24 protein-coding genes and 1 pseudogene are annotated in these 24,445 nt (G+C 60.9%); 9 read left to right on the forward strand and 16 right to left on the reverse strand.

Annotation, left to right across the window (positions count from 1 at the left end):
- Positions 1–17 precede the first annotated feature (17 nt).
- From ldcA to A6V37_RS16150, 4 genes are all read right to left on the reverse strand, one after another.
- Positions 18–944, reverse strand: a complete 927-nt coding sequence (gene ldcA, locus A6V37_RS16135; RefSeq protein WP_064269286.1) for a muramoyltetrapeptide carboxypeptidase — start codon at positions 942–944, stop codon at positions 18–20.
- 28 nt (positions 945–972) lie between these two features.
- Positions 973–1,569, reverse strand: a complete 597-nt coding sequence (gene tadA / locus A6V37_RS16140; RefSeq protein WP_075643505.1) for a tRNA adenosine(34) deaminase TadA — start codon at positions 1,567–1,569, stop codon at positions 973–975.
- Positions 1,566–1,967 (reverse strand): DnaJ family domain-containing protein, encoded by a 402-nt coding sequence (locus A6V37_RS16145; protein WP_064269288.1) that lies wholly within the window; start codon positions 1,965–1,967, stop codon positions 1,566–1,568. The genes tadA and A6V37_RS16145 overlap by 4 nt, the downstream gene beginning before the upstream one ends.
- A gap of 137 nt (positions 1,968–2,104) precedes the next feature.
- Positions 2,105–2,707, reverse strand: a complete 603-nt coding sequence (locus tag A6V37_RS16150; RefSeq protein ID WP_064269289.1) for a 2'-5' RNA ligase family protein — start codon at positions 2,705–2,707, stop codon at positions 2,105–2,107.
- A gap of 487 nt (positions 2,708–3,194) precedes the next feature.
- Between A6V37_RS16150 and A6V37_RS16155 the strand changes: the two genes are divergently transcribed.
- Both A6V37_RS16155 and A6V37_RS16160 read left to right on the forward strand, forming a co-directional pair.
- Positions 3,195–4,253, forward strand: a complete 1,059-nt coding sequence (locus tag A6V37_RS16155) for a Dyp-type peroxidase (RefSeq protein ID WP_064286133.1) — start codon at positions 3,195–3,197, stop codon at positions 4,251–4,253.
- Positions 4,246–5,049: a family 1 encapsulin nanocompartment shell protein gene (locus tag A6V37_RS16160; RefSeq protein WP_064269291.1), complete on the forward strand. Its 804-nt coding sequence runs from the start codon at positions 4,246–4,248 to the stop codon at positions 5,047–5,049. Before A6V37_RS16155 ends, A6V37_RS16160 begins: the two co-directional genes overlap by 8 nt.
- 54 nt (positions 5,050–5,103) lie before the next feature.
- Here the strand turns inward: A6V37_RS16160 and A6V37_RS16165 are convergent, their stop codons facing one another.
- The 4 genes from A6V37_RS16165 to A6V37_RS16180 form a co-directional block, all read right to left on the reverse strand.
- The gene (locus A6V37_RS16165; protein WP_064269292.1) at positions 5,104–6,348 is read right to left on the reverse strand and encodes a glycosyltransferase; all 1,245 of its coding nucleotides are present in this window, start codon (positions 6,346–6,348) and stop codon (positions 5,104–5,106) included.
- Positions 6,345–6,989 carry a TetR/AcrR family transcriptional regulator gene (locus A6V37_RS16170; RefSeq protein ID WP_064269325.1) on the reverse strand — a complete coding sequence of 215 codons (645 nt, stop codon included), beginning with the start codon at positions 6,987–6,989 and terminating at the stop codon, positions 6,345–6,347. Before A6V37_RS16170 ends, A6V37_RS16165 begins: the two co-directional genes overlap by 4 nt.
- Before the next feature lie 74 nt (positions 6,990–7,063).
- Positions 7,064–7,636, reverse strand: coding sequence for an aldo/keto reductase (locus tag A6V37_RS16175; protein WP_242665835.1), 573 nt, complete (start codon positions 7,634–7,636; stop codon positions 7,064–7,066).
- A 402-nt stretch (positions 7,637–8,038) separates the two neighbouring features.
- Entirely contained in the window at positions 8,039–8,929 is an 891-nt protein-coding gene (locus tag A6V37_RS16180) for a LysR family transcriptional regulator (RefSeq protein WP_064269293.1), read from the reverse strand.
- Positions 8,930–9,027: 98 nt separating this feature from the next.
- Here A6V37_RS16180 and A6V37_RS16185 point away from each other — a divergent pair, with 98 nt between their 5' ends.
- The 7 genes from A6V37_RS16185 to A6V37_RS16215 all read left to right on the forward strand — a co-directional run bounded on the left by A6V37_RS16185 (position 9,028) and on the right by A6V37_RS16215 (position 17,331).
- A complete protein-coding gene (locus tag A6V37_RS16185; protein ID WP_064269294.1) occupies positions 9,028–10,581 on the forward strand; it encodes an AMP-binding protein in 1,554 nt (517 codons plus the stop codon).
- 11 nt (positions 10,582–10,592) lie between these two features.
- Positions 10,593–11,774, forward strand: coding sequence for an acyl-CoA dehydrogenase family protein (locus tag A6V37_RS16190; RefSeq protein WP_064269295.1), 1,182 nt, complete (start codon positions 10,593–10,595; stop codon positions 11,772–11,774).
- A gap of 56 nt (positions 11,775–11,830) precedes the next feature.
- Positions 11,831–12,928, forward strand: coding sequence for a CaiB/BaiF CoA transferase family protein (locus A6V37_RS16195; protein WP_064269326.1), 1,098 nt, complete (start codon positions 11,831–11,833; stop codon positions 12,926–12,928).
- A gap of 55 nt (positions 12,929–12,983) precedes the next feature.
- Positions 12,984–14,288 carry an MFS transporter gene (locus tag A6V37_RS16200; protein ID WP_064286134.1) on the forward strand — a complete coding sequence of 435 codons (1,305 nt, stop codon included), beginning with the start codon at positions 12,984–12,986 and terminating at the stop codon, positions 14,286–14,288.
- Between the two features lie 103 nt (positions 14,289–14,391).
- Positions 14,392–15,450, forward strand: a complete 1,059-nt coding sequence (locus A6V37_RS16205) for a porin (protein WP_064269297.1) — start codon at positions 14,392–14,394, stop codon at positions 15,448–15,450.
- A gap of 64 nt (positions 15,451–15,514) precedes the next feature.
- Positions 15,515–15,883 carry a BON domain-containing protein gene (locus A6V37_RS16210; RefSeq protein WP_064269298.1) on the forward strand — a complete coding sequence of 123 codons (369 nt, stop codon included), beginning with the start codon at positions 15,515–15,517 and terminating at the stop codon, positions 15,881–15,883.
- 104 nt (positions 15,884–15,987) lie between these two features.
- Entirely contained in the window at positions 15,988–17,331 is a 1,344-nt protein-coding gene (locus A6V37_RS16215) for a serine hydrolase domain-containing protein (RefSeq protein WP_064269299.1), read from the forward strand.
- Positions 17,332–18,171: 840 nt separating this feature from the next.
- Here the strand turns inward: A6V37_RS16215 and A6V37_RS16220 are convergent.
- From A6V37_RS16220 to A6V37_RS16255, 8 genes and pseudogenes are all read right to left on the reverse strand, one after another.
- Positions 18,172–18,975 carry a transglutaminase-like domain-containing protein gene (locus A6V37_RS16220; RefSeq protein ID WP_064269300.1) on the reverse strand — a complete coding sequence of 268 codons (804 nt, stop codon included), beginning with the start codon at positions 18,973–18,975 and terminating at the stop codon, positions 18,172–18,174.
- Positions 18,976–19,300: 325 nt separating this feature from the next.
- Positions 19,301–19,537 carry a hypothetical protein gene (locus A6V37_RS16225; protein WP_064269301.1) on the reverse strand — a complete coding sequence of 79 codons (237 nt, stop codon included), beginning with the start codon at positions 19,535–19,537 and terminating at the stop codon, positions 19,301–19,303.
- Positions 19,538–19,637: 100 nt separating this feature from the next.
- The gene (locus tag A6V37_RS16230) at positions 19,638–19,886 is read right to left on the reverse strand and encodes a DUF1488 family protein (RefSeq protein WP_064269302.1); all 249 of its coding nucleotides are present in this window, start codon (positions 19,884–19,886) and stop codon (positions 19,638–19,640) included.
- Positions 19,887–20,392: 506 nt separating this feature from the next.
- Positions 20,393–21,037: a hypothetical protein gene (locus A6V37_RS16235; protein ID WP_064269303.1), complete on the reverse strand. Its 645-nt coding sequence runs from the start codon at positions 21,035–21,037 to the stop codon at positions 20,393–20,395.
- Between the two features lie 355 nt (positions 21,038–21,392).
- Positions 21,393–21,662: a transposase gene (locus A6V37_RS42375; RefSeq protein ID WP_075643506.1), complete on the reverse strand. Its 270-nt coding sequence runs from the start codon at positions 21,660–21,662 to the stop codon at positions 21,393–21,395.
- Positions 21,643–21,957: pseudogene (locus tag A6V37_RS42380) on the reverse strand (IS1182 family transposase); the annotation flags it as partial. The pseudogene A6V37_RS42380 and the gene A6V37_RS42375, both read right to left, overlap by 20 nt.
- Before the next feature lie 312 nt (positions 21,958–22,269).
- Positions 22,270–22,602: a hypothetical protein gene (locus A6V37_RS16245; protein ID WP_064269305.1), complete on the reverse strand. Its 333-nt coding sequence runs from the start codon at positions 22,600–22,602 to the stop codon at positions 22,270–22,272.
- A gap of 442 nt (positions 22,603–23,044) precedes the next feature.
- A complete protein-coding gene (locus A6V37_RS16255; RefSeq protein WP_064269327.1) occupies positions 23,045–24,271 on the reverse strand; it encodes a porin in 1,227 nt (408 codons plus the stop codon).
- Between the last annotated feature and the right edge of the window lie 174 nt (positions 24,272–24,445).

Genomic DNA, 24,445 nt, shown 5'->3' on the forward strand with positions numbered 1-24,445 from the left:
TTCCCTGTCCCGTGGCTTCAGGCCAGATGTGGATAGCCCGACAAGCTCAGTTTGAAGCCGTGCGCGTCGGCGATAAGGTGCGCATCCGCGCCCACCGGCAGGGTCAGCATGTTGCGAACATGCCCGAATTGCAGCCCCGTGACGATCGGAATGCCAATCACCGACCTCACCTGCTCGATCATTGCGTGCAGGTCATAGCCGTTGTCGTATTCGTAGTACTTGGCACCGGAGAAGTCGCCCAGCACGAGCGCCTGTTGCTGCGCGAGGATGCCGGACAGGTGCAGTTGATAAATCATCCGTTCGACGCGGAACGGCTGCTCATTGACGTCCTCGATAAACAGGATGCCGCCCTCCACCGGCGGCATGTAAGGCGTGCCGATCAGCGACGCCAGCACGGCAAGATTGCCGCCCCACAGCATGCCCGAGACGTCCACCGCTTGCGCCTGCGGCACGGTACTCGTGACGCTCATGGTCGGCTTCGTCACTGCCGACCAGAAATGCTGCATGGTGAATTCGCTGAGCTCTTCCGCGCCGAAGTCGCTCATCAGCATGGGACCGCCGAAGGTTTTCACGCCGGCGCGCGCCAACAATGCGAGCTGGATCGCGGTGAAGTCGCTGTGTCCGACGAGCACAACCGGCTGGCCGGCGAGCCGCCGTTGCAGGCCTTCATAGTCGAGCCCGTGCAGAATGCGCGCCGCGCCGTAGCCCCCGCGCACGGTCAGCACGATGTCCGGCAACGGGCGCGACGGATCGGCAAGCCGGTTCAGATCCGCTGCACGTTCGCCGTCGGTGCCGGCAAAGCGCTGATAGCGGCGCTTCGCCGCCTCGACACCCTCGACGCGATGCCCCTGCGCATGGAAGCGCTGCAATGCACGATGCAGGACCTCCGGGTCATGCGGGTAGCCGGACGGCGCAATCAATTCGATAGTGCGATGGACGGTCATTTGACGAGACCTGCTGGATGTTGTTGTTTTAGAGCGGCTTGGCCTGGTCCGGTTCGCCACCCTCGCCACCTTCGCCGGCATGCGCCGCGGCACGTGCCTCGCGGCCGGCGCGCCGCCGCTCGGCGAAAAACGATTTGAGCGCCGCGCCGCATTCGTCTTCAAGCACGCCGCCGATCACGGTAGTGTGATGGTTCAACTGCGGATTCGCAAAGGCGTCGACCACACTGCCGCACGCCCCGGTCTTCGGATCACGCGCCCCGAACACCACGCGGGCGATGCGCGCGTGCATGATTGCGCCGGCGCACATCAGGCAAGGCTCGAGCGTCACGTAAAGTTCGCAGCCCGGCAGCCGGTAATTTTCGACCGATTGCGCGGCAGCGCGCAGTGCGGCCATTTCCGCATGTGCCGAGGGATCGTGGCCGCCGATCGGGTGATTGAAACCCTTGGCGATGACCTCGTCGCCGCGCACGAGTACCGCGCCGACCGGCACTTCGCCGGCCGCGCGGGCCTCTTCGGCGGCGGCTTGCGCCAGCGTCATGAAGTAGCGGTCGCGCTCGGAAACAGGGGGGGACGCGGGTAGGTCGGCCGGATTCGGCTGGGCGGCATGGACGAGCGGTTCGCTCACTGCGAACTCACGTCGGCCGTATTGAGATTGCCGGCACGTTCGGACAGCCGCTCGGCGATTCGCCGGCAGTATTCGCGCGGCAGAACCAGCGGGCCGCCCCGCAGCGATTCAAGTGCCATATCGAGCGCCAGCATGCGCGCCTTGAGACGGCAAAGCGCAGCCCGGTCGCTCGCGGCATTCCATTCCAATTGCAGGTCACGCAACGCGCGCAACTGCTCAGCCGCGGGCGGCACGAAGCCCGCGCTCTTCAAAATCCGGTTGGCGACGCACACTTCCTCGGGGACCTGTGTGTCGTCGCCCAAGGACGGCGGCGCACCCGCGCCATGTAACTCGTCGAACTCATCGCGCGCGGCGGCGGCGGCAATTCGCTGTTCGACCAATGCATCAAGCAATTTCATCTGCAATCCACTACGTTGCGGCCCAAGCATTCTATCAGGGAGCGCACGAGCGTTTCGTTTCTCCAACCGACGAACACCCCTAAGCTTTCGGATAATGCGCATACGGGCGCGCACATGGCCGTAGACCAGGCTGCGCGCTATGACCCGGCGCCCGACAGCGGCCAGCGAGCCAGCGCGATGTGCCGGGTACGCCCGAGCAAACTGTGCATCAAGGCAAACTCACGGACGTTCCAGCACAGGGATTCCGCAGGGCGCGCGGCGGTCCACGGCATGCCATACGCCAGTGTGACATGCGGCGTAAAGGGCACGGCGGCGTTCGAACGATCGCCGAAACCCGCGTTCTGCAACGCGCCTTCCAGCGCGTCGTGGAGCGCGCACAGGCCCGCGACGCCATCGCCCCCGCTCAAGACCAGCGGCCCCGGTCGCCGTTTCGTGGCAAAGCTGACTACCGTGTCGAATTCGACGCTAAACGGGTCCATTGCGATCGATGCTGCCGCCTGCATTGCGGCATCGACTCGCGGCCCCGGCAAACCGCCCGCGAAATTGCCCAGGTGCAGCAGCGTGATGTGCAGACGGCCGGCCACGAGCGGCTTGCTCCGCGCACGTGTCTCTGCGCAAAGCTGTTGCGCGAGCTTTGCGATGCTTGCCGCCGTATTGCTGTCAGGGAAGACGGCGAAGAAGAGGCCGTCTGTCGGTGTTGGCGGCGCCTCGAGTCCGGGCAGCCAGAGTTGTTCAGGCATCTTGCGCCTGACCGGGTAGAGCCGGCATGGGGTGACATCTCCATTCGTCGTTCAGGTTGAGCCGTGCGGCCTGAGTACTGTACATTCATACAGCACCAGCAGCAATAGTCAGGCATGTAACGCCGAACGGGAAAGGGTCACGATTCGTGGTGACGCGGGTCGGTCGCTTTCGTCAAACAAGCGGATTTTCCGCAAAAAATCGATTCGGAATACAAATTAATTTTGATTTGATTTTTCGCCCCGAAAAAATAAGCCCGGAGCAATGCGGCTCGCCCGAAGTTCATAGAAGTAACGGCAGCGACACAGCGATGTTGTACAGTTTCCCTAAGGGGACTGAGCGGTATAACATCTGTGGACGTTGAGCGGCCTTGCGTTCATCTGCGCCCTCTCCTTGCAGTCAGACCCGGTCTGCTCAGAAGACAGCGGCCGGCGCGACAGACAATCCGCTGTTGTTGGAACCCGTCATAGCTCATCACCATTCGATCCGATGCCAAAAGACACTCCAGAATCGCAGTCCGTTTGTAATACCGTCACGCGTAGCGCGATTTTCATCGTAGCGACCCTGGTGGACGGCGAGAACAACGCCGACACGGTGCGCGCATGGTGCGCCGATATAGCCGCCCTCGTACGTTCGGTCGGCAAGCGCGTCCCCTCCGGCAATCTGTCGTGCGTGTGCGGCTTCGGCTCCAAGGCCTGGGATACGCTGTTCGGCGCGCCGCGTCCGGCGGGCCTGCACCCGTTCCGCGAAGTCGGCGAGGGAGAACGCCGCGCCGTGGGGACGCCGGGCGATATCCTGCTGCATATCCGCGCGGACCAGATGGATCTCTGCTTCGACCTCGCCACGCAACTGGTAGGACGGCTCGGCGAAGCGATCGCCGTAGTGGATGAAGTGCACGGCTTTCGCTACTTCGATATGCGCAGCATGGTGGGTTTCGTCGACGGGACCGAGAATCCGGAAGGCCGCGAGGCCGCCGATTTCACCCTGATCGGCGACGAAGATCCGGAGTTCACCGGCGGCAGCTATGTCCTCGTGCAGAAGTATCTGCACGACATGGCCGGCTGGAATGCGCTTTCAGTCGAGACCCAGGAGCGCATTATCGGCCGTACCAAACTCTCCGACATCGAGCTGGATGAAGCGGTCAAACCGTCGTCATCGCACAGTTCGCTGACCACGCTCGTGGAAAACGGCGAGGAAGTGAAAATCCTCCGCGACAACAAGCCGTTTGGCCGCCCCGGCATGGGCGAGTTCGGCACTTACTTTATCGGCTACGCGCGCTCGCCTCGTCCGATCGAACAAATGCTGGAAAACATGTTCGTCGGGCGGCCGCCGGGCAATTACGACCGGCTGCTCGACTACAGCCGCGCGGTCACGGGCGGCCTCTTTTTCCTCCCGTCGGCCACCTTGCTCGAGGCGCTCGCGGAACGCGCCCCCCAGAGCAACGCGGCCTGCGCCGGCCAGCAGCCCGTTGCGCCCTCGCCTGCCGAACCACGCCACGACGGTTCACTGAATATCGGCTCTCTCAAAGGAACTTCGCAATATGAATAATCTGCATCGCGAGCTTGCTCCCATCTCCAGCGCCGCCTGGTCGCAGATCGAAGAGGAAGTCGCGCGCACCTTCAAGCGCTGTGTCGCGGGCCGTCGCGTGGTCGACGTCAAGGGCCCTGGCGGCACGGAACTGTCTGGCGTTGGCACGGGTCATCAGATCGCCGTCACCGCGCCGCAAGCCGGTGTCGTGGCCAAACTGTCCGAGGTGAAGGCGCTGGTGCAACTGACCGTGCCATTCGAACTGCAACGCGAGGCAATCGACAGTGTCGCGCGCGGCGCGAAAGACGCCGACTGGCAGCCCGCGAAAGATGCCGCGAAGGAACTCGCCTATGTGGAAGATCGCGCGATTTTCGACGGCTATCAGGCGGCGGGCATCGGCGGGATTCGCGAAGGTTCGTCGAATCCGCCCCTCGCGTTGCCCGCCAACGTCAGCGACTATCCGGCCGCAATCAGCGGCGCGCTCGAACAGTTGCGGCTCGCCGGCGTCGACGGCCCCTACTCCGTGCTGCTCGGCGCCGACGCGTTCACCGCCCTCGGCGAAGCGAGCCATCAGGGGTATCCGGTCATCGAGCACATCAAGCGGATCGTGAACGGCGACATCGTCTGGGCGCCCGCGCTCACCGGCGGCTGTGTGCTGTCCACGCGCGGCGGCGACTTCGAACTGCACCTGGGCGATGACCTGTCGATCGGCTACACGAGCCATACCGACACAGTCGTGCGACTCTATCTGCGCGAGACGCTGACATTCCTGATGCTGACGAGCGAGGCATCGGTTTCGGTGACGGAAGCGGAATAGACTGCCGGGCGTCTCGATAATGGCCGGTCATGAATTGAATCCACCAGGCGGCGTTCAACCGGCCATCAGTTTCTCAATCGCGGACACAGCATGTGTCAATCCGTGCTCGGCGCTCATCTGGATGCCAAGCTCGCGCGCGCGCATACGCACCTCCGACCGTTCCGCGAATTCGATGCCCTGTGCAAACGATAAAGCTCGCACACGCCTTCCGCCTACGGGCTCGGCGGCAACGCCTGCACGCCTGAGGCGATCGGCCCAGAAAAACTGGTCGCCCGCAAACGGCACCACGACTGAAGGCACCCCCGCCCGCGCCGCGGAATGCGTAGTGCCGGAGCCGCCGTGATGAACCACCAGCGATGTCCTTGGAAATAGCCAGTCATGAGGCGTGTCGCCGATCACGTGGAAATTGACTGGCAGCGCCGCCCCGTCCACGCCGCTCCAGCCAGGATAGAACACCGCGCGGCGCCCCGCGGCGGCCTCGATAAGATCGTTGAGCAACTTCGGCCTGTCGAACCCAACCATGCTGCCGAAGCCGATATACATGGGCGCTTCGCCAGCCTCGAGGAAATCGGTCAACGCCTTCGGTGCACACCAGTCGAGCGACGAAGGTACCCATTGTCCGCAGGCATGCGCATTCCCAGGCCAGTCGCCGGGCTGCTGTCCAGATGCAGTCAGCAAGCTGGGCGACACGCCGAAGAGCATCGGATGATCGGTCCACAGTTCGTCTCTGGGCGGCAACCCGCACACGGCTGCCCGCGCCGCATTGATCTTCTTTCGAAAGGCGCGCCACAACATGCCGTTGACGAAGTGATGGCTTGCGCGGTTGAAAATCGCCGGTACGTACCTGGGTGGAAGGAACGGTGAAGCGAACGCCGAGGTTGGCGTAATCGGGATGAACCCCGTACCGATGGCCTTGACGCCGAGATATTCGGCGGCCGATAGACCAGCGAATGCCGCAAGCCCGGACACGATAACGGCGTCGCAACCATTGCCCGCCGCCACGATGTCACGCAGCCATGCCTCAGCGTTGGTATTGGCAATGTACGCCAGCGCGTTCGCCGTGCCTGAGAAGCTGCTTTTCCCAGCCTCGACGCCGGAGCTGGCGAGCGCGGGCTGCAACATCCCTTTGATGTCTCCAGCCAGTGCCGCCGACGGCACCTTGAGTGCGCGGGCCGCGCCAAGCGTCGCGCCGTCGGCCAGCAAAACCGCCTCGTGGCCGGCATCCATTAGCGCACGGCACAGTGCCGCGAGCGGGCGCGTATCGCCTTCCGTGCCATAGGTTGCGGCAACGAATCTCATGATTTTCGGCTCTTGACGGTGGGAGCGGACGGGCACGCGGCACCCTCGATGAACAGCTTGACGATCGCCGCGAATTCTTCCTGGAGGTCGAGTTCGGGGGTTGCAAGCCAGCGCATCAGTGCGCCGAGATAAAGATGGTGCAACAGCGTCGCGAGATGAGATGCGGCGAGATCGTTGCGCAGTTCGCCCGTGTGCTGAGCTCTACCGATCAGCATGGCAAAGCCATCAATATGGTCGCTGGGTGAAGACGTGCCCGCTTCGCGTTCGACACCCGTGAAACTCAGGAAGCGAAATCGAAGATATGGCGCGATCCAGGCCCGATGTGCTTCGCACCAGGCGGCCGAAGCATCGAGCATGACCGAGATAGCCGGCGCGAAATGCGGTTCACGCTCGATACGAGGCCCCAGATGCGCCATGTCGATTGCCAGTTGCGCGTGAATCCAGTGCGCTAGCACCGCCTCTTTGGTGGCGAAATGGTTGTAGAGCGTCCCCTTGGCTACGTCCGCTTCGAGAGCGATCTGCTCCATCGTCACCGCTTCGTAGCCGTGCGAATGAAACAGGCGGATAGCGTTTTCCGCGAGGGCATCGAGCGTACTCGCACGCTTCCTCGCGCGACGGCCTGGCGTGTCCGAATCGGTCATGTCACCCACATAATTGAACGTTGCACATAATTGAACGACGTTCAATAAAATATATGACGGCACCCCGTCGACTGTCAAGGGGAACACCACTCGTTGACGCCGAGCCCCACCGCCTTCACGACGCCTTCGTCGCGGCGTTTCAGCAATGCTTTCGACGCACCCGGCATCGCCGCCTCGAACATCTCGGGCTGACGCTCTCCGTGCGTAAAGACATCGATATCGTGGATCAGCGCGATATCGATATGCTCCAGCGCAAGACGCTGCAGACTGTCCTCGATCGAGCGCATCGTGCCGTCATAGCTGTAGTCGAAAACCGGTTCGAACGGCAGTCCGTCCACCCAAGGCGCGAAGTTGATCCCGGCGCGCTTGCGCGGTTTCAGAATACGTCCGACCTTGGTCGATAGCACATACTGGTCGCGCGGATACCACCGCAACCCCTGCCCGCAACGTGCCTCGCTCAGCCCATGCCCGTACATCGGCGAGGTGTCGAAGTAACGCACGCCCGCATCCCACGCAGCCTTGATCAGGGCGGCTGAATCCTCTTCACTGATCGGCCTGAAGATGTTGCCGATCGGCGCGGCGCCGAAGCCCATCACGGTTGTCTCGAGCCCTGAACGCGGCCATTTTCGCTTCGCTACCGGATCCATCTTTGTCTCCTGCCCCATGCAAGGTGGTTGCCGCCGCAGGCAACAGCGCTGGTTTCAACGCTGCTTCGCCCGACACTGTTGGTCACTTGACCTTGGCCGCAGCGGCGAGCTTGCGCACCCCTTCTTTCGGATCCTCGTTCGAGTTCACGAAACAAGTGAAACGTGTACCAGCATGATTAATCCAACGGCGAACACTAGATAATCGGTAACCGCAGGGAGCGAAATCTGGAAGGTTTGGAAACTAAAACTGGGGAAACTCAGCTTATCCAGACTACCAAACGATAACGCCTCTTATCACGGGCATGTCTCCGCCCTCCCCTCAGCCGCTCGAGCGCGCCGAGACGCCGTACCTGCTGCCACCGGTTGAATCCGCCCGCAGATTGCTGACGGTGGCGGCATTGTTCAGTTGGTCCATTCCTGTAGCAGTGCAATCGCGCGCTGCGCGAGCGGAGAAAGGTAAGCGTCCTTCCGGAAGACCACCCCGATGTGCCGTCGCAAGTCGAGTTCGCTGGTATCGACATTGAGCGCGCGCAATCCTTCCAGCGCGTCAAATGACTCCGTGCCCGCTACGCAGAGCATCGCGGTGCCGCGCAACAGATGCAGAAGCGAGGTGCTGCCGAAATCAGTTTCCACACGTAACCTTGGCACGTCGAGACCAAGCCTCGCGAAGGCCGCGTCCACTTGCTGACGAACGGGTATGGTCGGCCCCGGTAGCAGCCATTCCTGATCCGCCAGATCGGCCAGCCGAAGATTGCGCTTGAGGTGCAACGGATGCGACTCATCGGCGAGCACGGACAGGTTGTCGCGAAAGAGTTCGACGAACGACAGTCCGTCTGCATCCGCTTTCGGCTCGGGAGCCACGATCAGGTCGAGTTCACCCGCAACGAGTAAGTCGACAAGGTCGCGCGCAAGCCGGCGCCGCAATCGCAGGCGTGCAGCAGGTCGTTCCTTCAACAACTGGCGACATGCGCCCAGAACGAGTGCCGCCGGCACCGTCGGAGAATAGCCAAGACTCAGCACGCCCTGTTCGCCGCTGCGGATCGCGTGCATTTCCTTGAGCGCGTCCTCGTATTCCAGTGCAATCCGTCGCGCACGCGCGAGGAATAGCGAACCCGCCTGAGTCGGCGTGACCCCATTCGCCGTGCGCTGGAACAGCGCGAGGCCGGTCTGCGCTTCGACACGCTGAATGGCTTTCGTCAGCGCCGGCTGGCTCATGCCCAGCGCTTCCGCGGCCTTGCCGATGCCGCCGTGCTCTTCTACCGCAAGCAGGTAATCCAGATCCCGCGTTTCCATAGACATTCCTCTTGGCTATGACTTTATAGCCAACGGCGCATTGTGGTGATGACGTGCATCTTACAGACTAACGCCAGCATTGATAAAGGAGACACCGATTGGGCTTTGCTTACTTTCTGCGCCGCGCCGCGCGTTATTGGGGCGACAACGTTGCGGTAATTCATCGCAACCGCGAGCTGACGTACCGTCAGCTCGACGAGCGCTCGACCTTGCTGGCGAATGCACTACTCGGCTTGGGGCTCGCGAAAGGCGACCGGGTTGCGGTCCAGGCCCGCAACTGCTCGGAGCTGGTGGAAATCGAATGCGCGCTATACAAGGCGGGGCTCGTCAAGGCCGCGCTGAATCCGCGCTTTACGATGCACGAAGCGGCTGACGTTGTGGAGAATTGCGCGCCACGCGTCATGATCGCGGGCGAAGGATTCACGGCTTACGATCGTGCGTCGCCCGGGTTCGGTTCGGTCGAGTCGTTCATTTCGCTCGGCGTTCCTGCGAACGGGTACGCCGAATACGAAACACTGATCTCGCGCGCCAGCCCGCATTTGCCCGAGGTCGCGTTGTCGTCCGACGATCTCGCTGTGCTGCACTTCTCGTCCGGCTCGACCGGCAAGATCAAGGCGGCCATGCAGACCTACGGCAACCGCCTCGCGTCGCTGCGCAAAATCCTGCAGGGCATGGATTGTCCGGCGAAACCCGGCGATCGGCTCGCACTGATCGGTCCGGTCACTCACGCGTCCGGCATGCTGATGCAGCCGTACCTCTATTCGGGCGCCACACTCGTGCTGTTCGACACGTTTGAGCCCGCGCACTTTCTACGGGAAATCGAGCGGCTGCGGATCACGCACGTTTTCATGGTGCCCGCGATGATCAATATGCTTCTCAACGATCCCGCGCTGGACACGGCCGATCTGACGAGCCTGAAGATGCTCGGCTACGGTGCGGCGCCAATGGCGCCGGCGCGTATTCAGGAAGCGTGGACGCGTATCGGTCCGGTGCTGTCGCAAGGTTACGGCGCAAGCGAGTCGACTTCGGGCGTCACGCGTCTTTCCATCGCGGACCACGCGGAAGCGATTGCACATCGCCCCGAGCGGCTCGCGTCGTGCGGCCGGCCCACGGGCGAGACCGAAGTTCTCGTCGTTGACGAACACGGCCGCGAGGTCTCCGGGGATGCGATTGGTGAAATCATCATTCGCGGCGCAGATGTGTTTCAAGGCTATTGGGGTGCGCCGGAGCTTACGCGCGAAGTGCTCGTCGACGGTTGGCTGCGGACCGGCGATCTCGCGCGCGTCGATGACGAAGGGTACATCTACCTCGTCGATCGTCAGAAAGACATGATCATTTCCGGCGGCTTCAACGTTTATCCGACCGAAGTCGAGGCCTCGCTCTATCAGCATCCTGATGTCATGGAAGCTTGCGTGATCGGCGTTCCCGACGAGAAGTGGGGAGAAAGCGTGAAGGCCGTTGTGGTGCTGAAGAGCGGACGTAACACGATTGCGGACGAGATCATCTCCCATTGCCGCGCGCGGCTCGCTGACTACAAACTGCCCCGGACCGTGAGCTTCGTTGCCGATCTGCCCAAGAACGCGAGCGGAAAGATCGCCCGCAAGCTGGTTCGCGAGCAGTACTGGCAGGGCGTCTCGCGTCGAGTCAATTGAAGAGGAATGCTATGTTCGATTACCTGAAAAGTCCGGCGTTCGTCGAAACCCGCGAAGGTATTCGCCGCTTCGTGGCGGAAGAGCTGCGGCCGATGGAGCAGGAGCTCGGCCTCGGCAGCGAAGACGTCTGGCCGCGCGAGACACTGCGCCGCGTATGGCGCCGCTCCGCCGCACTCGGTTTCTACGCGGCATGCCTGCCCGCCGCACAGGGCGGCAAGGGGCTCTCGATTCTTGAGCAGTGCGCGCTCAAGGCGGACCTTGCCGCGTCCGGGTCGGCGCTCGCGCCACATGTGCTCGGCGACCTGGGTGGTCCGCCGCGTGTCGGCAACATGCTCAAGTACGCAAGCGCGGATCAGCTCGCGGGCTATTTCGCCCCGGTGATTCGCGGCGAGAAGTCGACCTGCTTCGCGCTGACCGAACCGCACTCCGGTTCGGACGCGCAGAGCATTTCCACCACCGCGGTCGTGGACGGCGACGAACTGGTGATCAATGGTGTCAAGCATTACATCAGCGGTGCACCGTTCGCCGACTTTGCGATCGTCATGTGCGTGACCGACGCAACGACCACGCCGCCCGCCATCACCGCGGTGCTCGTCGAACTCGATCTGCCTGGCGTGACGGTGGAACAGCAATACGTGCCGATGTCAGGGCAGCACATCGATGCCGACATCCGCTTCGTCGATGTGCGCGTGCCGCGCGCGAACGTGTTCGGCGGGGAGGGCAACGGGTTCAAGCTCGGCATGTCGCGCATCAACGTCAACCGGCTGTTGCACTGTCCGACGATGCTTGGCCTTGCCACCGCAGCCTATGAAGCGTCGCTCGATTACGCGCGCACGCGCCGGCAGTTCGGCGGTCCGATCGCGCGGTTTCAGGCGATCCAGCACATGCTCGCCGACATGGCCGCGGCGCTATGGGCATGCGAAAGCATGATCGCGCAGACGGCCGCGCTCGCCGACGCGGGCGCCGATCTGCGCATGAAGGCGGCTGCCTGCAAGCTGTTCGTGTCGGAACGCTGTTTTGAAATCGCGGACAAGGCCGTGCAGATTCACGGCAACGTCGGGGTGACGCGTCATCATCCGATCGAGCAGACGTTCCGCAAACTGCGCATGTTCCGTGTCTTTACCGGTACGAGCGAAATCCAGCGCAATACGATCGCCCGCGTGATTCTCGACCCTGCCGGCACAGTGGCCTGACGGGCCAGCACAGTACGCGTGATACACGCCGTACCCTTTGCAAGGAAACAATGCAGATGAAACCGGACTGGTCATGCCTGAACGGCGTCAAGATTGTCGATCTGAGTCAATTGTTGCCCGGGCCGCACGCCACTTCAATGCTGATGCAATTGGGTGCGGACGTCGTCAAGGTCGAACCGCCGGGCATGGGTGATCCGGCGCGGCAACTTGGCGGCGCGGTGTTCGCGCAGCTCAACCGCGGCAAGCGCTCTGTCGCGCTCGATCTGAAAAGTGCCGTCGGCAAGGCGACGTTTCTCGATCTGATACGGGGCGCGGATGCGGTCGTCGAAGGCTTCCGGCCGGGTGTCATGCAGCGGCTCGGACTCGACTACGCCACGCTCGCCGGGGTGAACCCGCGCATCGTCATGTGCTCGATATCCGGGTTCGGGCAGACCGGACCGTATTCGGCGCTGCCCGGCCACGATCTCAACTATCTGGCGCTTGGCGGCTTCTGGTCGATTCCAGTTCAGGTCAACGACCGCGTTGCGCGTCCACGGGTTCGCCTCGCGGACTATGCCGCGTCGAGTCATGCCGCGCTCGCGCTGGCCGTGGCAGTTCTTAGTGCACGTCAGAGTGGCCAAGGCCAGCATCTCGACGTCTCGATTCACGATTGCGTGATGGCGTGGACGGCGCCCGCCGCATGGACGTCGCGCGACTACGTGGAGGAGCCCATGGCATCGCCGACGGTCATGCCCGAGAACGATGTTTTCGAAACCCGGGACGGGCGCTACCTCGCGCTCGGCATTCTGGAAAACAAGTTCTGGCTGACCCTGCGCGAAGCGCTCGGAGCCGACTACCCCGCGCTGATGGACGATCGGTTCGCATCGCGCCTCGGCCGGCAGCAGTTCAAGCGCGAGATCAACGGGCTGCTCGTCCAGATGTTCTCGGCGCGCACGCTCGCGGAATGGCTCGACACGCTAGGGACTTTCGATCTGCCGGTTTCGCCGCTGCTAGAAGCGCACGAGCTGTTTCTCGATCCGCACGTGCGCGCACGCGGCATGGTCCGCGAGTTCGCTCACGACGGCTCCATCGCGGTGCGCTTTCCCGTGAAGTTCTCCGCAGGTTTGCCCGACGCCGGCGACACAGTCCCACTGCTCGGTCAGCACGATGACTGAGGCAACGCAATACCAGGGACGCAAAGACGTTCCGACAATCATGGAGACAAACCGAATGGGAATCGAACCAGGCCGGTATCGGCCCTGGCGGGCGTGGTCCATCGCGATCATGCTGGCCTTGATGATGCTCGTGAACTTTCTGGACAAGGTCGTGCTTGGCCTCGTATCTGTGCCGATGATGCGTGAGCTTCATCTGTCGCCCACGCAGTTCGGGCTGATCGGCGGCAGCCTCAACTGGCTGTTCTCGATCTCCGCAGTGCTCGGCGGGCTCGCGGCGAATCGGGCATCGACAAAATGGCTGTTGCTACTGATGGCCGGCGCATGGACCGTGCTGCAATTGCCGATGCTGGTGGCTGGCTCGATCTGGAGCGTTATCGCATGCCGTGTCCTGCTCGGCGCGGGCGAAGGGCCTGCGTCGCCGGTTGCCGTGCACGCGCTCTACAAGTGGTTTCCCGACGCAAAGCGCAATCTGCCTGTCGCGGTACTTCATCAAGGCAGCGCGCTCGGCCTGCTGCTGGCGGGCCTGACGATTCCGGCTATTACTGCCCATTGGGGCTGGCGTGCCAATTTTCTCGTGCTGTCCGCACTCGGCAGCCTTTGGTGCGTCGCGTGGCTGGTGTTTGGCGCGGAGGGGGCCCTGTCGAGTCCGGTGCGATCGGGTCATACCGCGCGCGTTCCTTATGGGCTGCTGCTGACCGACCGAACAGTTCTGGGCATTTTCGCGGGGCATTTCGCTGCAAACTGGATTCTCGCGATGACGCTCACCTGGACGCCGACCTGGTTGCAACTTGGGATGGGCTACTCGGCCCAGACGGCAGGCCGAATGTTCGCGCTGTTCGTGGCGGTCACCGCGCCGCTTAGCCTGGGCCTGGCCTGGCTGTCCCAGCGCCTGCTGGTGCGCGGCGTGCCGTCGCGGGTTGGGCGTGGCGGCTTCCTGACCGTGACGCTCGTCGTGGCGGGTGTGCTGCTTGTCTCCCAGGCGTGGCCGGGTCTCTCGCCAATGCTCAGGTTCGTCCTGCTAACGCTCGGCAGCGGCATGACGCTCGTGACGTACTCAATTGGGCCAGCCGTGCTCGGCGAAGTGACGCCTGATTCACAGCGAGGCGGCATTCTCGCGCTAAGTAACGGCTTTTCGTCACTCGCCGGACTCGCTGCGCCGATCGTGACCGGCTTGTTGATCGAAGGCGCCGGCCGATCGACTGCTGCCGGGTTCGAACAGGCGAGTGTCGCAAGCGGTGTGGTGCTGCTGGGATGCGCCGTGCTCTGTGCTTACTGCCTCGACGCGCAGCGCTCGCAACGCCGCCTTGCTCTCGGCACGACATGTGTGCCGGGGGAGATCAACCTGGTGGAACGGGGCTGACACACCAGTAAGACTGTCTTTCGTCGCGTGTCTCGGGATACGTGACAGTTTCATGTTTTGTTAGTTATCCATATAAACATATATAAAATAATCAAGGAGACGTATGAAGAAGGTTTTGTATGCGACGCTGATGAGTGTGCTTTCCGGTGCGGCCTACGCGCAATCGAGCGTCACGCTGTACGGAGACATCGGTGGAGGCGTCCGCTGGACGAACGGCACTAAGGGCGGTAGTGTAGTCGGCTACAACAACAATATCATCGCCGGTAATCAGTTCGGCTTTACCGGCAAAGAAGACCTGGGCGATGGTCTCAAGGCGATCTTCAAGCTCGAGGGCGCATTCAATAGCGGCACGGGTGCGGTGAAAACCACGGGTACGCTATTTTCTCAAGCGGCCTTTGTCGGTTTGACCGGTGATTTCGGGCGCCTGACACTCGGCAGGCAACTGAACGCCAACGAAGACTTTGGCATTCTCATCGATCCTGCCGGCGGCCGGGGGCAGTCCATCGCGATCGAACCTGGCGTTGTGTACAGCGCGAGTTATTTCACGCTCGATTCGCGCTTCAATAACACCATCAAGTACCTCGGGCAGGTCGGCGGATTTCGCTTCGGCGCAAGCTATTCGCCAGGTGGCGTGGCCGGCAACTCGCGCGCCGGCACGAACTATTCCGGCGCCGCCATGTATCAATGGGGACCGGCGCTCGGCGGCGTGTCGTATCAGAAGACCTGGAGCGCCACCGCGATGCAGTGGGCGCAAACGTTCCAGACCGGCGGCACGCTGCAGATCGGGCCGGCGCGCCTTTACCTGAGCTATGCCGACCTCACGGTCACGGGCACGACACCGGGCGCGCCCCGGCGTCGCGACAAAATTCCGGGCGGCGGCATGGTGTGGATAGTCACACCGTCATTGCAAGTCACAGCGGCGTTCATCGACGATATCGCCAGCGACCTCGGCAACGTTCAGGCAGCCAGCGGTCACAAAATCACGACCTTCGCGATCGCCGAGTATTTTCTTTCCAAGCAGACCGAACTTTATGCCGAGGTGGATCGCAACGGCTTCTCGGGTGCGTATCGCTATGACCCTGCGAACATCACGGCCCTTGGTCTCAATCCTGGCGGCCATACATTGACCGGCGTTTCAGTCGGCCTGATGACCCGCTTCTAGCCATTCATGGCGACGTGATGAGCGTTCATCGTCCCCTCTTGTTCACATTGACCGAAGGAATAGCATGATTAATCCAGACCGAAACCTGCATGCGCTGTTTGCCGCGACGCTTCTAGCATTCGCCTGCAATGCCATGGCGCAGGTCAGGCCCGTCCCGGCAGAAGGGGCGTCCGCCAGTGCCTCTGCCGTAGTCTCCGCGAAGGCTTCGAAGACTGCGGACCGGAGGCTTGCTCACCGTGTTGCTACCGCGCTCGAGAGAACCCGCGGACTGAATGCGGCCCGTATTCTCGTCAAGGTTCGCGACGGGCATGTCACGCTAAACGGCTCGGTAACCGATAACGAGCAGGTCTCGTTGGCTGCTGATGCCGCAAGGCAAGTCGACGGCGTCAAGACTGTGGAGAATTTCGTCCGCGTCGCCGGGCCGTCGCTCTAGTAGCGTTGAGAAACCTCGTATCACGCGACGTCGAGCCTTGCTGCTACCGGGAAGGCAACGGCGACAACGATAAACCCGCAAGACCGCCTACCCACAGAAAACGTATGAACATCAGCACACTTTCGTTGGCTTCGACAATCTGCGTGCGCGTTGCCGCGTCCGCCATGCTCATCGGCACAGTGCTGCCGACAGCCGCGTATTCGCAACTGGCTGCGCCCGTTACCGATCCCGTTGAACTTGGTGTCATGCAAGGTTTTCCTCCGCCGGAGGACAAACTGGTAACGAAGGCGAACTCCATGCGCTTTCCCAATCTTGTCTGGGCGCTGCGACACACCCGCATGATGATGCCGACGGCCCATGTCCAGCATGCGCGTGTGCCGATGCCTTTGCCAGCCGCGTACACGCTCGATCCGGACAAAGTGCAGTTCACGGTGGATGGAACGACGTTGAGTCTGAGCGACTATCTGAGGCGAACCTACACCGATGGTTTTATCGTTATTCACGATGGAAAGATCGTCTACGAGGGTTATTTCAACTCCTATACGCCGCATCAGACTCACGCCTGGGCCTCCATGACCAAATCGGTGACGGGACTGATTGCCGCGCAATTGATCGACGAGGGGAAGCTCGACCCCGAAGCGAAACTGTCCGCATACGTGCCTGAATTGGCGGGGACCCCGTTTGGGGAAGCCACCGTGCAGCAGAACCTCGATATGGAGGTGCCGGTCAGTTATCCGGCAGATTTGCCGCCGGATCTGGGGCTCTTTGGCGCCGTAGGATTTATTCCCAGGCGCAGCGATGCACCGGACAGCATCTACGATTTTCTGAAGGTGACACATGCAACGCCGAATGTGACAGCGGGTAAGGTGTGGTACTACCAGAACGGGTCACCGGAAGCGGTCAGCTGGGCGCTCCGGCGCATTACCGGGTTACCGTGGAGCGAGATGGTATCGCGCTCGGTTTGGCAAAAAATCGCTGAAGATGACGGTGACGTCGTCGTGGATCGCACGGGGACGGAAATGGCAAGCGGCGGCTTCAATACGACGCTGCGCGACGCCGCGCGCTTCGGTGAATTGATGCGAAAGGGAGCGGCTGGTGCTTCAACGCAGCTCCCGGTTTCGTCGATCCGTCTTGCCTTGAAACCCACCGACAACGCTGGCGCATTCGCGAAGGGTAATCTTGCCGCGGGGCGGCCCGGCTATTCCTATCACGACTACTGGTACCAGGTGAACGACGGTGAGAGATCATTCGCGGCCGGCGGCCGATTTGGTCAATCGATTCTCGTGAACCCCAAAGCCGGTATCACGATCGTCAAGTTTTCATCATATCCCGATCAGGCCGCGCGGCCGACAAGCGCAGCAGCAGGAAAAGCCATTCCACGCGAGTCGCTTGCAACTGCCAGCGCTCTGAACGATGCGGCGCGCGCAATCAAAGCCGCTATTAAATGAAGCACCGTACCTCTGAACGACCGCGAAGGCGAAGAATTGCCGACTGACTACTTCGTTGTGAGGGGCATCGCGAGGCGAATGCCCTAATCGCACTCGGCTTTGGACGTTTGGGAATGCGGGGACGAGTGTCTGCGATGGGTCGAGAGTCTGAGTTCGCTGAAGCATGCTGCCGTCCGGCTGCTCAATGCCACCATCGTCAGCAATCCGCCACCGTATTGCTGACGTAGAACGCAGCCCGCTCGAATGTCGGCAATGACCGATCAGCTGCCGACCTCTATGCCGACACCAACGACCGTTGTGCTTTGCGGATTCAAATGCCGACGCTGCACTTGAGGTGAGACAACGGCCAGTTCAGGGACGATCCCGGCTGTGCCCGGCGCTTGACAGGCGGGGCGGGAAGCGCCCGGTGGTGCGGCCTCCTGACGGGCCCGCGGAGTGGCCGCGATAACCCCCGTTATCACGGCAACCGACTCTTGATAGAAATTGTGGATTCCGTAGGGCAGAGAGGCGTCTGACTGCAGTTCGGCCGTAGCCGACGGTTGCACGTCGAAGCGGATATGCCGGCTTACGGAGGCTCACCGGTCGTTCATTAAGGGCCACCGGCGAACGACCGCTACCGAGTTCAATGAATGGGTAGTTTCGACCCACAGCGGGCATTCGACTTTCTCCTAAGCGGCCGCTGGGAGAAACCTCCATGCGAAGGCCATTCCCACACAGCCTGCCCCGAAGACTCAGCAATCCGCAATGCCCCGTTTCGGTTCGAATCGGCGACACTTTAACGCTACCGCATTTAATCCAAAGACTTGCGCATCGGCTCAGCCTTGGCGGATTGTAGCGCGCTCACTCCTGGTCGCAGTGCACCTCGAAGTGCGTTAGTACGGCTGGCCCGAAAGCGTTGCTGATTGCGACATCGGCGGCGTCACGACCGTACGCCATCAGTACGCGCCCGATGCGTGGCGCGTTGTTTCGCGGATCGAAGGTCTCCCAGCCATCACCTACGTAGGCTTCGAACCACCCCGCGAAATCCATCGGTGCAGCAACGGGCGGCAAGCCGACATCGCTAATATAGCCAGTGCAGTAGCGCGCCGGAATATTCATCGCGCGGCATAGCGCGACGCCCAGATGCGCGAAATCGCGACAGACGCCTTTGCGTTCGTGGTACGCGTCCAGTGCGGTTTTGGTCGGCCGCGCGTGCCCGTAGTCGAATTCGATGTGACGGTGCACGAAGTCGCATATTGCCAGTACAGTCTCGCGCCCCGGCGCGCACTGGCCGAAAATCCGCCACGCGGTTTCGACCAGCAGATCGGTTTCGCAGTAGCGGCTGCCAAGTAGGAAAATCAGCGTATCGTCGGGCAACTGCTCCACCGGATGCCCCCAACCGCCGCTGAGGCGCGTTTCCATTGCACTTGACACATTCAGCAGCGCTGTTGTGCGCAATTCCAGACGCCCGACGGGCGCGACGATCCGGCTGCACAGGTTGCCGAACAAATCGCGATACTGCCTGATGGGCACCGGCGGATCTGTAACGAGCAGATCCGCCACGACAATATCCTTCGCATGCGAAAAATGCGTGTTGAGCATCAGCATCATCGGCGTGAGCTGCGGACACTCGTACGATAGTTCGTACCCGACGCGAAGCTTCATGAATCCTCCGGGATTCGGCTGATTCGGGGAGGGCGTTGGGCCTCGCCTTTCGAAGGGACGCCGCCCGAGGCAGCGACAAGAATAATCCCACGATACAGGGCCTCAAGCTCGCATTCAAAAACAATCACCTGCTGCCTTACCGCCGCGGCACCACGGTATATATCGCATTTAACGCCGTACTTCCGGTCGGGAATTTGGGGACTACCAAGAATCCGATTCCGGCCACGGGTGATTGTCAAACATCCCGAGCGTAGCGTCGAACGCGGCTAGGGGGCGCACCTGTACGACCACTGAGTGTACCCGGGTCGAGCAAACCACGATGGAATCAGTCGACTGGGCCGAGTAACACGTCGATTGCGGCTTGGCCGGCGATTTCGGCTACCAGATAGGCCCATCGTTCAGTAAAGGGGCCGTTGCGCAGCACTATGCGGCCTCCTCGCGCGCCCAGCACTTCGAGGTTTGTGCCGCCTTTTACCTGAAAAGTCACGTCAAACATGTCCTGAGCAACCGGAGTCAATTCGACGTGAATCTCGAAGCTCCGATACGCGATCATTCGGTTCATGAAAGACAACCTTGATCGGTTTACACCGCTGCCAGCGACGCTTCGACGAAGCTTCGCGGCCATTCGCTGCACGAACAGCTAGACCAGACCGTGGCCTTCATCAAATCGAATATCGATTCTGCGGACCACGAACGTATCGGCTTTTCGCGATTTCAAGTAGCTTTTCGCGAAATTCGTCAAATGCCACGAGAAACGACCGTTCGTCGGATCCAAGTGCGGGTTGCAGGCCTTTGAGCGTTGCGCTGTCGACCTCGAACGTGATTTCCCGGGAATCGTCATATCCCCAGAAAAACACGCAATGCCTAGTGGCATCGTAGCTTCGGCTCGGATTCGGAAAACGGAGCGCCACGATCAGCTCTTTGTGGTGTTAGCGGAATATCGCCACTTGCTTGCGGTGGAATCGATGAGTGAATAACTGATGCGCCTCTGGTCTGCCCGGTTATCGTCCGCAGTTTTGAGAAAGAGAAGCTGCGCCCGACGATCCCGGTTGTAAGCAGTCTCATTTACCGCGAGAGGAAACGTTTTCTTGATATCTAATCGCATGACTGCCCCTGAAAGACCGTTCCACAGAGTGAGGACGGTCCACTCACTGTATACCCTTCCTGCTGCGCGAACCCGTTTTATTAGTCACCTTATGATCTGAACAAAGTGCTGGTTCCACGGCGGCCCGAAACGGGGAGCGCCGGCACCGATCCAGAACCATTCACCGGGCTCGCCAATGGGTGTCGACGATCACGGTCAAGATGTAGAAGGTTCGTTGCTGGCCGTAGAAGTCCAGTCAAGCGGTAAGCCCTGCTTTCGGCTCCGTCAAACGGGGTCAAATAGGCGCGAAAACAGAGCAGCCAAAGAAGCCGTTCATTTCTGGATGTTGTCCTCGCAATCTTCCCAGTACCGAAGCGGATCGCGATGTTCTGGATAGCGTAGGTTGAGCCACTGCGACAGCCTCGTCCAATCTGGATGGTGGGTACCTGTTTGAGCGGACCAGATCGACGACCTCTCAAGGATCTGACCGTTCTCGCGGTCACGGACCAGCACGCTGCTCAGTCCGCTTGAACTGTTCGCCTGTGTCTCCACCAGATACCTTGGCAGAATCCTGAGCTCAGCATCCTCTGCCCACCCGTATAAGGCGCGGACGACGCCGGAGGGATCCCGCAACTCGATGGGTCCGCTTTTCGGGCGAACGGCTGTCCATCCTTCAGGGAATTCGGTGACAACCTCGTTTTTCCCTTCCCTCACCCACCTGACGCGCCATGCCCGCACTATCGCCTCGCGCATACGAGCCACCGACTCGTAGCCGGCAGGCAATTCGATCGCCACCGGAAGATTGATGAGGTTGTCTTTCCAGAGTTTGGTTTCGTCGTCGACGCGCCTGACCACGTCGAACACCCCTGCCTCAAATGGGTTCACGGGCCGGCTCGATACGCTCACCTTCCCTTCGGGCAATCCCTCGAAAAGGCGCTCAGCATCATGCCGGGTAAGTTTCGTCTTTCCTTTTTTCATTTTGTCGCTCTGCAGAAAAGTTGTCGCTAACGCCAGGGCCCTAACGACCGGAATTAGGCGCCACGTCCTCTCACACGCTTGAACGTGCTCGCAATCGTATTCTGCTCCATTCGCATGTTACTGGCGTGCGCGGTCACGTTGGCCCGGCCGGTGCCGCCATCGCTGCCAAAGGATCTCGGATTGATCGATCCAAGCGATTGCTAACGATCTGAACGGCAACGTCGACCGACCGCTATGGGTCGATTTTGTTGAAAAAGTCGCGTTTTGATTGGGGCACGGGCTTTGGCAATACGTTCCGAGCTGGAAAGTTCAGAGAGGCAGCGGTCCTGCAAGGTGCGACGCCCCCCGTTTCTCGTCATGTAGCCGCCTCGTTTGTCTGCTTACCGTCAGGCATGAGCCACTTGGCCATTCTTCGCAGATTTTGCGCAGTTGCTGCCATCAGAAACTCATCATGGGCACCGCTTGGGCCACGCAGTCGCAAGCGATCAAGTTTGAGGATGCGTTTGAGGTGGGCGAAGAGCATTTCCACCTTCTTTCGCTGCCGGCGCGACTGTTTGTATTCTGGGGTTGTCGCGATACGCCTCGCTTCATCACGTGCAGCTTCATGAGTGTTCCGGTACGGCATCCTCCAGACCTAACCGGCAGAACCAGCGGTATGCGAGGTTCAGATGCACCTCTTCGCATAGACGTCGCTCGGACCGGATGCCAAAGCAGTAACCCACGATCAACATCCGGATCATGAGCTCCGTGTCAATTGATGGACGACCCATCGGGTTGTAAAACGGTGCGAGGTGTTGACGCAGATCTCGCAGATCAAGGAAGCGATCAATGCCTCTCAACAGGTGTGATTGCGGGACGTGGTTGTCGAGGTTGAACGAGTGGAAGAGCTCGTCCTGTCCGCCGTCCAATCGAGCCGTCATGACGATTCACTCCCGTCGTTCGATGTCTCCCAGGATACCCAACATTCCGCATCTACGGCGACTTTTTCAACAGAATCGGCCAGTGTCGGTCATTCGCCATCGAAATGCGTTGCTCAATTGAATGTCGGACTCGCACTTGCATGCGACCTCAGCGAATATCTGACGCAGCCTATAGGGGTGTCGATTCGAAGGCCCTGCTCTTACACCAAGGGCCAGCCGTCTCCCCAATGTCGTGCTTAAAAAAGTCCGGGCGCCAAGAACGTCCCCGCGCACACTAAAGCCAGCGCATTCAGCGTCGGGGCCGCAGGCCATTCAATGAAGCATTGAGTAGGCGAAGAGGCCACCGACAGCGAAGCCGATGTGCACTGCCCACATAAGCACGATCCATAGACCCTTATACCCCACCCAGAGCATTTTTACCTGAGCGTTCATGACGGCGATCACTATCAGCCCTATGCCGATCATCGACAGTACGCCTCCGTCTGGCTGTTTCACCAGACCGTGAACATTCGCGGCCATGCCATGCTTGGATAGCCATTGCCCTGCCGCCAATATTGCAGCAGCAGTAAGCAGATTCCGGAAGTGCTCGAAAATCGCCTTTGTTGCGTTGCCGTCGAGCGCGTACTTATCAAGGTAGTGAAACATAGCGTTAGCCCCCTGTCATGTGACCTAGAGTACGGGTATCACTTCAAGCGGATGCGTACTTGCGGTAGGGTCGAGATGTGGCGCGGTAGCAATAGGTTCGGTTTCCGTCAGCGACGGCAGCGTACGCACAGCATTGCGAATGAAGTCTTCACGCGGATAATCCGTCAGGGCATGCATCGAGCGCGTCGCATAGATCACTGTGAAATCGTCGTTGTTCAACTGCCGGTATAAAACTGTTTCATCCTGTCTGCGATGCTACGCATGATGGTCAACTTGTCGCCGAAATGGTCCATCGCGTGCCGCATATCGATCAGGTTCTGGTGCATCGACGTCTTCGCCCTCAGTGCTCAAATCAGTCTGCGGCCCTCGCGAAAAACCGTGTCGTCGAACGCCGTGCGCAAAGCGGTCCGGGCATGACAACCATGCCCGGGATCTCACTTCATCAGAAGTTGACGCGAATGCCCGCCATCAAGGCAAGTTGACGGTCAGAGTTGCTGTTCACCAGATTCGGGATCTGTGCGTAGTTCGCAGACGAGCCCGTGGCCGGATCGACACCCAGCCCTGCACCCGAAGCCTTTTGTGCAATCCCGACCGCGTAGAGCGCCGTACGCTTGGACAGCGAGTACGTCGCACCGAGATTCAATTGATGAAAACGCGTCGAGCTTGCGCCACTCACGCGCACGTTGTTGAAGATATACGCAGCGCCGAGTGACCAGTCCGGCGTCAGCGTATAGACCGTGTTCAACTCCGCAATGTCGAAGGTCGCAGTCGAGCCATTGGGACGCGTGGCACTTTTGAAATAGGCGCTGTCTTCGAGACGCGTATGCGTATAGACGAGGGCCACCGTAGCCTTTCCGACAACTACCGATCCGCCCGCGCCGAACTCCTTCATCGACCGTGCGTTCTGCAACTGGCAATACATGGCCGCCGGATTGCTGCACGCGAAGTCGCCGATATAGCCGCTCGAACCGCCTAGCGCGGCGTTCAACGGATCGTTCAGCGACAGATATCCTGCGCTCAGCGATACCGGCCCGTGGTTGTAGGCGGCTGCGAGCGAGTACCCGCGACGCGCACCGAAATCGCCCGCCTGACCGCCGAAGCTGAACGTGCCGCCGAACGTCAGACCGCTGAAATCGGAGCTCGTGAACTTGATTGCGTTGTTCATGTTGAACGCTTCGTTCAGGTTGTCGACGTCGCCGAAGTGCGATCCATAGAGCGTCGACCACACATTACTCGACGCGTAGACGCCGAGGAAATCCGAGTATGAGTCGTACTGACGTCCCATACTGAACGTGCCGAAGCGATCGTCACGCACGCCGACCCACGCCTGCCGGCTGAATAGCGAGCCGCTTTGCAGCATGGCACCATTGCCGGTCAGAAACTGGTTTTCGAGCGCAAACATCGCCTTGAGTCCGCCGCCCAGCTCTTCCGTTCCCATCAGGCCCCAACGCGACGGCACAAGATTGCCACCTCCGACCTGCACGTCGTGGCCGCCATGGACCGCACCTCCTGCGTCAGTGACCTGCTGGTTGGTGGAATAGATCACACCGGCATCGACGGTGCCGTACAGCGTGACACTGCTCTGTGCATTGGCATCTTGCGCACCGAATATACCGACGGCACCGAGCAGGGAGGAGAGCAGCGAAGACAGCAATAAGTGCTTTTTCATGATGTTTTTTAAGTCGAGGGCGTGCGTCATCGGCGGTGGCAGGCGACGCCCGACACCGAACTGAACACCGGAAAATGAAATGCAACCAGGAAAAACGGTCGGAGCGTGCCGCAAACGGCGGGTGTGAAGTGGACCGCCGCCTTTATCAGACAAGCAGTCGTGGAAGTCTGCGAA

The organism is Paraburkholderia ginsengiterrae (assembly GCF_001645125.1).
GTDB classification, from domain to species: Bacteria; Pseudomonadota; Gammaproteobacteria; order Burkholderiales; family Burkholderiaceae; genus Paraburkholderia; species Paraburkholderia ginsengiterrae.

What these genes read in the sequence shown, in the direction of transcription:
- A6V37_RS16200 (WP_064286134.1), top strand. Translation starts at nt 12,984, where the DNA reads ATGGGAATCGAACCAGGCCGGTATCGGCCCTGGCGGGCGTGGTCCATC.
- A6V37_RS16225 (WP_064269301.1), bottom strand. Translation starts at nt 19,537, where the DNA reads ATGAACCGAATGATCGCGTATCGGAGCTTCGAGATTCACGTCGAATTG.
- A6V37_RS16155 (WP_064286133.1), top strand. Translation starts at nt 3,195, where the DNA reads ATGCCAAAAGACACTCCAGAATCGCAGTCCGTTTGTAATACCGTCACG.
- A6V37_RS16245 (WP_064269305.1), bottom strand. Translation starts at nt 22,602, where the DNA reads ATGTTTCACTACCTTGATAAGTACGCGCTCGACGGCAACGCAACAAAG.
- A6V37_RS16195 (WP_064269326.1), top strand. Translation starts at nt 11,831, where the DNA reads ATGAAACCGGACTGGTCATGCCTGAACGGCGTCAAGATTGTCGATCTG.
- A6V37_RS16210 (WP_064269298.1), top strand. Translation starts at nt 15,515, where the DNA reads ATGATTAATCCAGACCGAAACCTGCATGCGCTGTTTGCCGCGACGCTT.
- A6V37_RS16220 (WP_064269300.1), bottom strand. Translation starts at nt 18,975, where the DNA reads ATGAAGCTTCGCGTCGGGTACGAACTATCGTACGAGTGTCCGCAGCTC.
- A6V37_RS16150 (WP_064269289.1), bottom strand. Translation starts at nt 2,707, where the DNA reads ATGCCTGAACAACTCTGGCTGCCCGGACTCGAGGCGCCGCCAACACCG.
- A6V37_RS42375 (WP_075643506.1), bottom strand. Translation starts at nt 21,662, where the DNA reads ATGCCGTACCGGAACACTCATGAAGCTGCACGTGATGAAGCGAGGCGT.
- A6V37_RS16175 (WP_242665835.1), bottom strand. Translation starts at nt 7,636, where the DNA reads ATGGATCCGGTAGCGAAGCGAAAATGGCCGCGTTCAGGGCTCGAGACA.
- A6V37_RS16255 (WP_064269327.1), bottom strand. Translation starts at nt 24,271, where the DNA reads ATGAAAAAGCACTTATTGCTGTCTTCGCTGCTCTCCTCCCTGCTCGGT.
- A6V37_RS16145 (WP_064269288.1), bottom strand. Translation starts at nt 1,967, where the DNA reads ATGAAATTGCTTGATGCATTGGTCGAACAGCGAATTGCCGCCGCCGCC.
- A6V37_RS16165 (WP_064269292.1), bottom strand. Translation starts at nt 6,348, where the DNA reads ATGAGATTCGTTGCCGCAACCTATGGCACGGAAGGCGATACGCGCCCG.
- A6V37_RS16235 (WP_064269303.1), bottom strand. Translation starts at nt 21,037, where the DNA reads ATGAAAAAAGGAAAGACGAAACTTACCCGGCATGATGCTGAGCGCCTT.
- A6V37_RS16160 (WP_064269291.1), top strand. Translation starts at nt 4,246, where the DNA reads ATGAATAATCTGCATCGCGAGCTTGCTCCCATCTCCAGCGCCGCCTGG.
- A6V37_RS16205 (WP_064269297.1), top strand. Translation starts at nt 14,392, where the DNA reads ATGAAGAAGGTTTTGTATGCGACGCTGATGAGTGTGCTTTCCGGTGCG.
- A6V37_RS16215 (WP_064269299.1), top strand. Translation starts at nt 15,988, where the DNA reads ATGAACATCAGCACACTTTCGTTGGCTTCGACAATCTGCGTGCGCGTT.
- ldcA (WP_064269286.1), bottom strand. Translation starts at nt 944, where the DNA reads ATGACCGTCCATCGCACTATCGAATTGATTGCGCCGTCCGGCTACCCG.
- A6V37_RS16170 (WP_064269325.1), bottom strand. Translation starts at nt 6,989, where the DNA reads ATGACCGATTCGGACACGCCAGGCCGTCGCGCGAGGAAGCGTGCGAGT.
- A6V37_RS16190 (WP_064269295.1), top strand. Translation starts at nt 10,593, where the DNA reads ATGTTCGATTACCTGAAAAGTCCGGCGTTCGTCGAAACCCGCGAAGGT.
- A6V37_RS16180 (WP_064269293.1), bottom strand. Translation starts at nt 8,929, where the DNA reads ATGGAAACGCGGGATCTGGATTACCTGCTTGCGGTAGAAGAGCACGGC.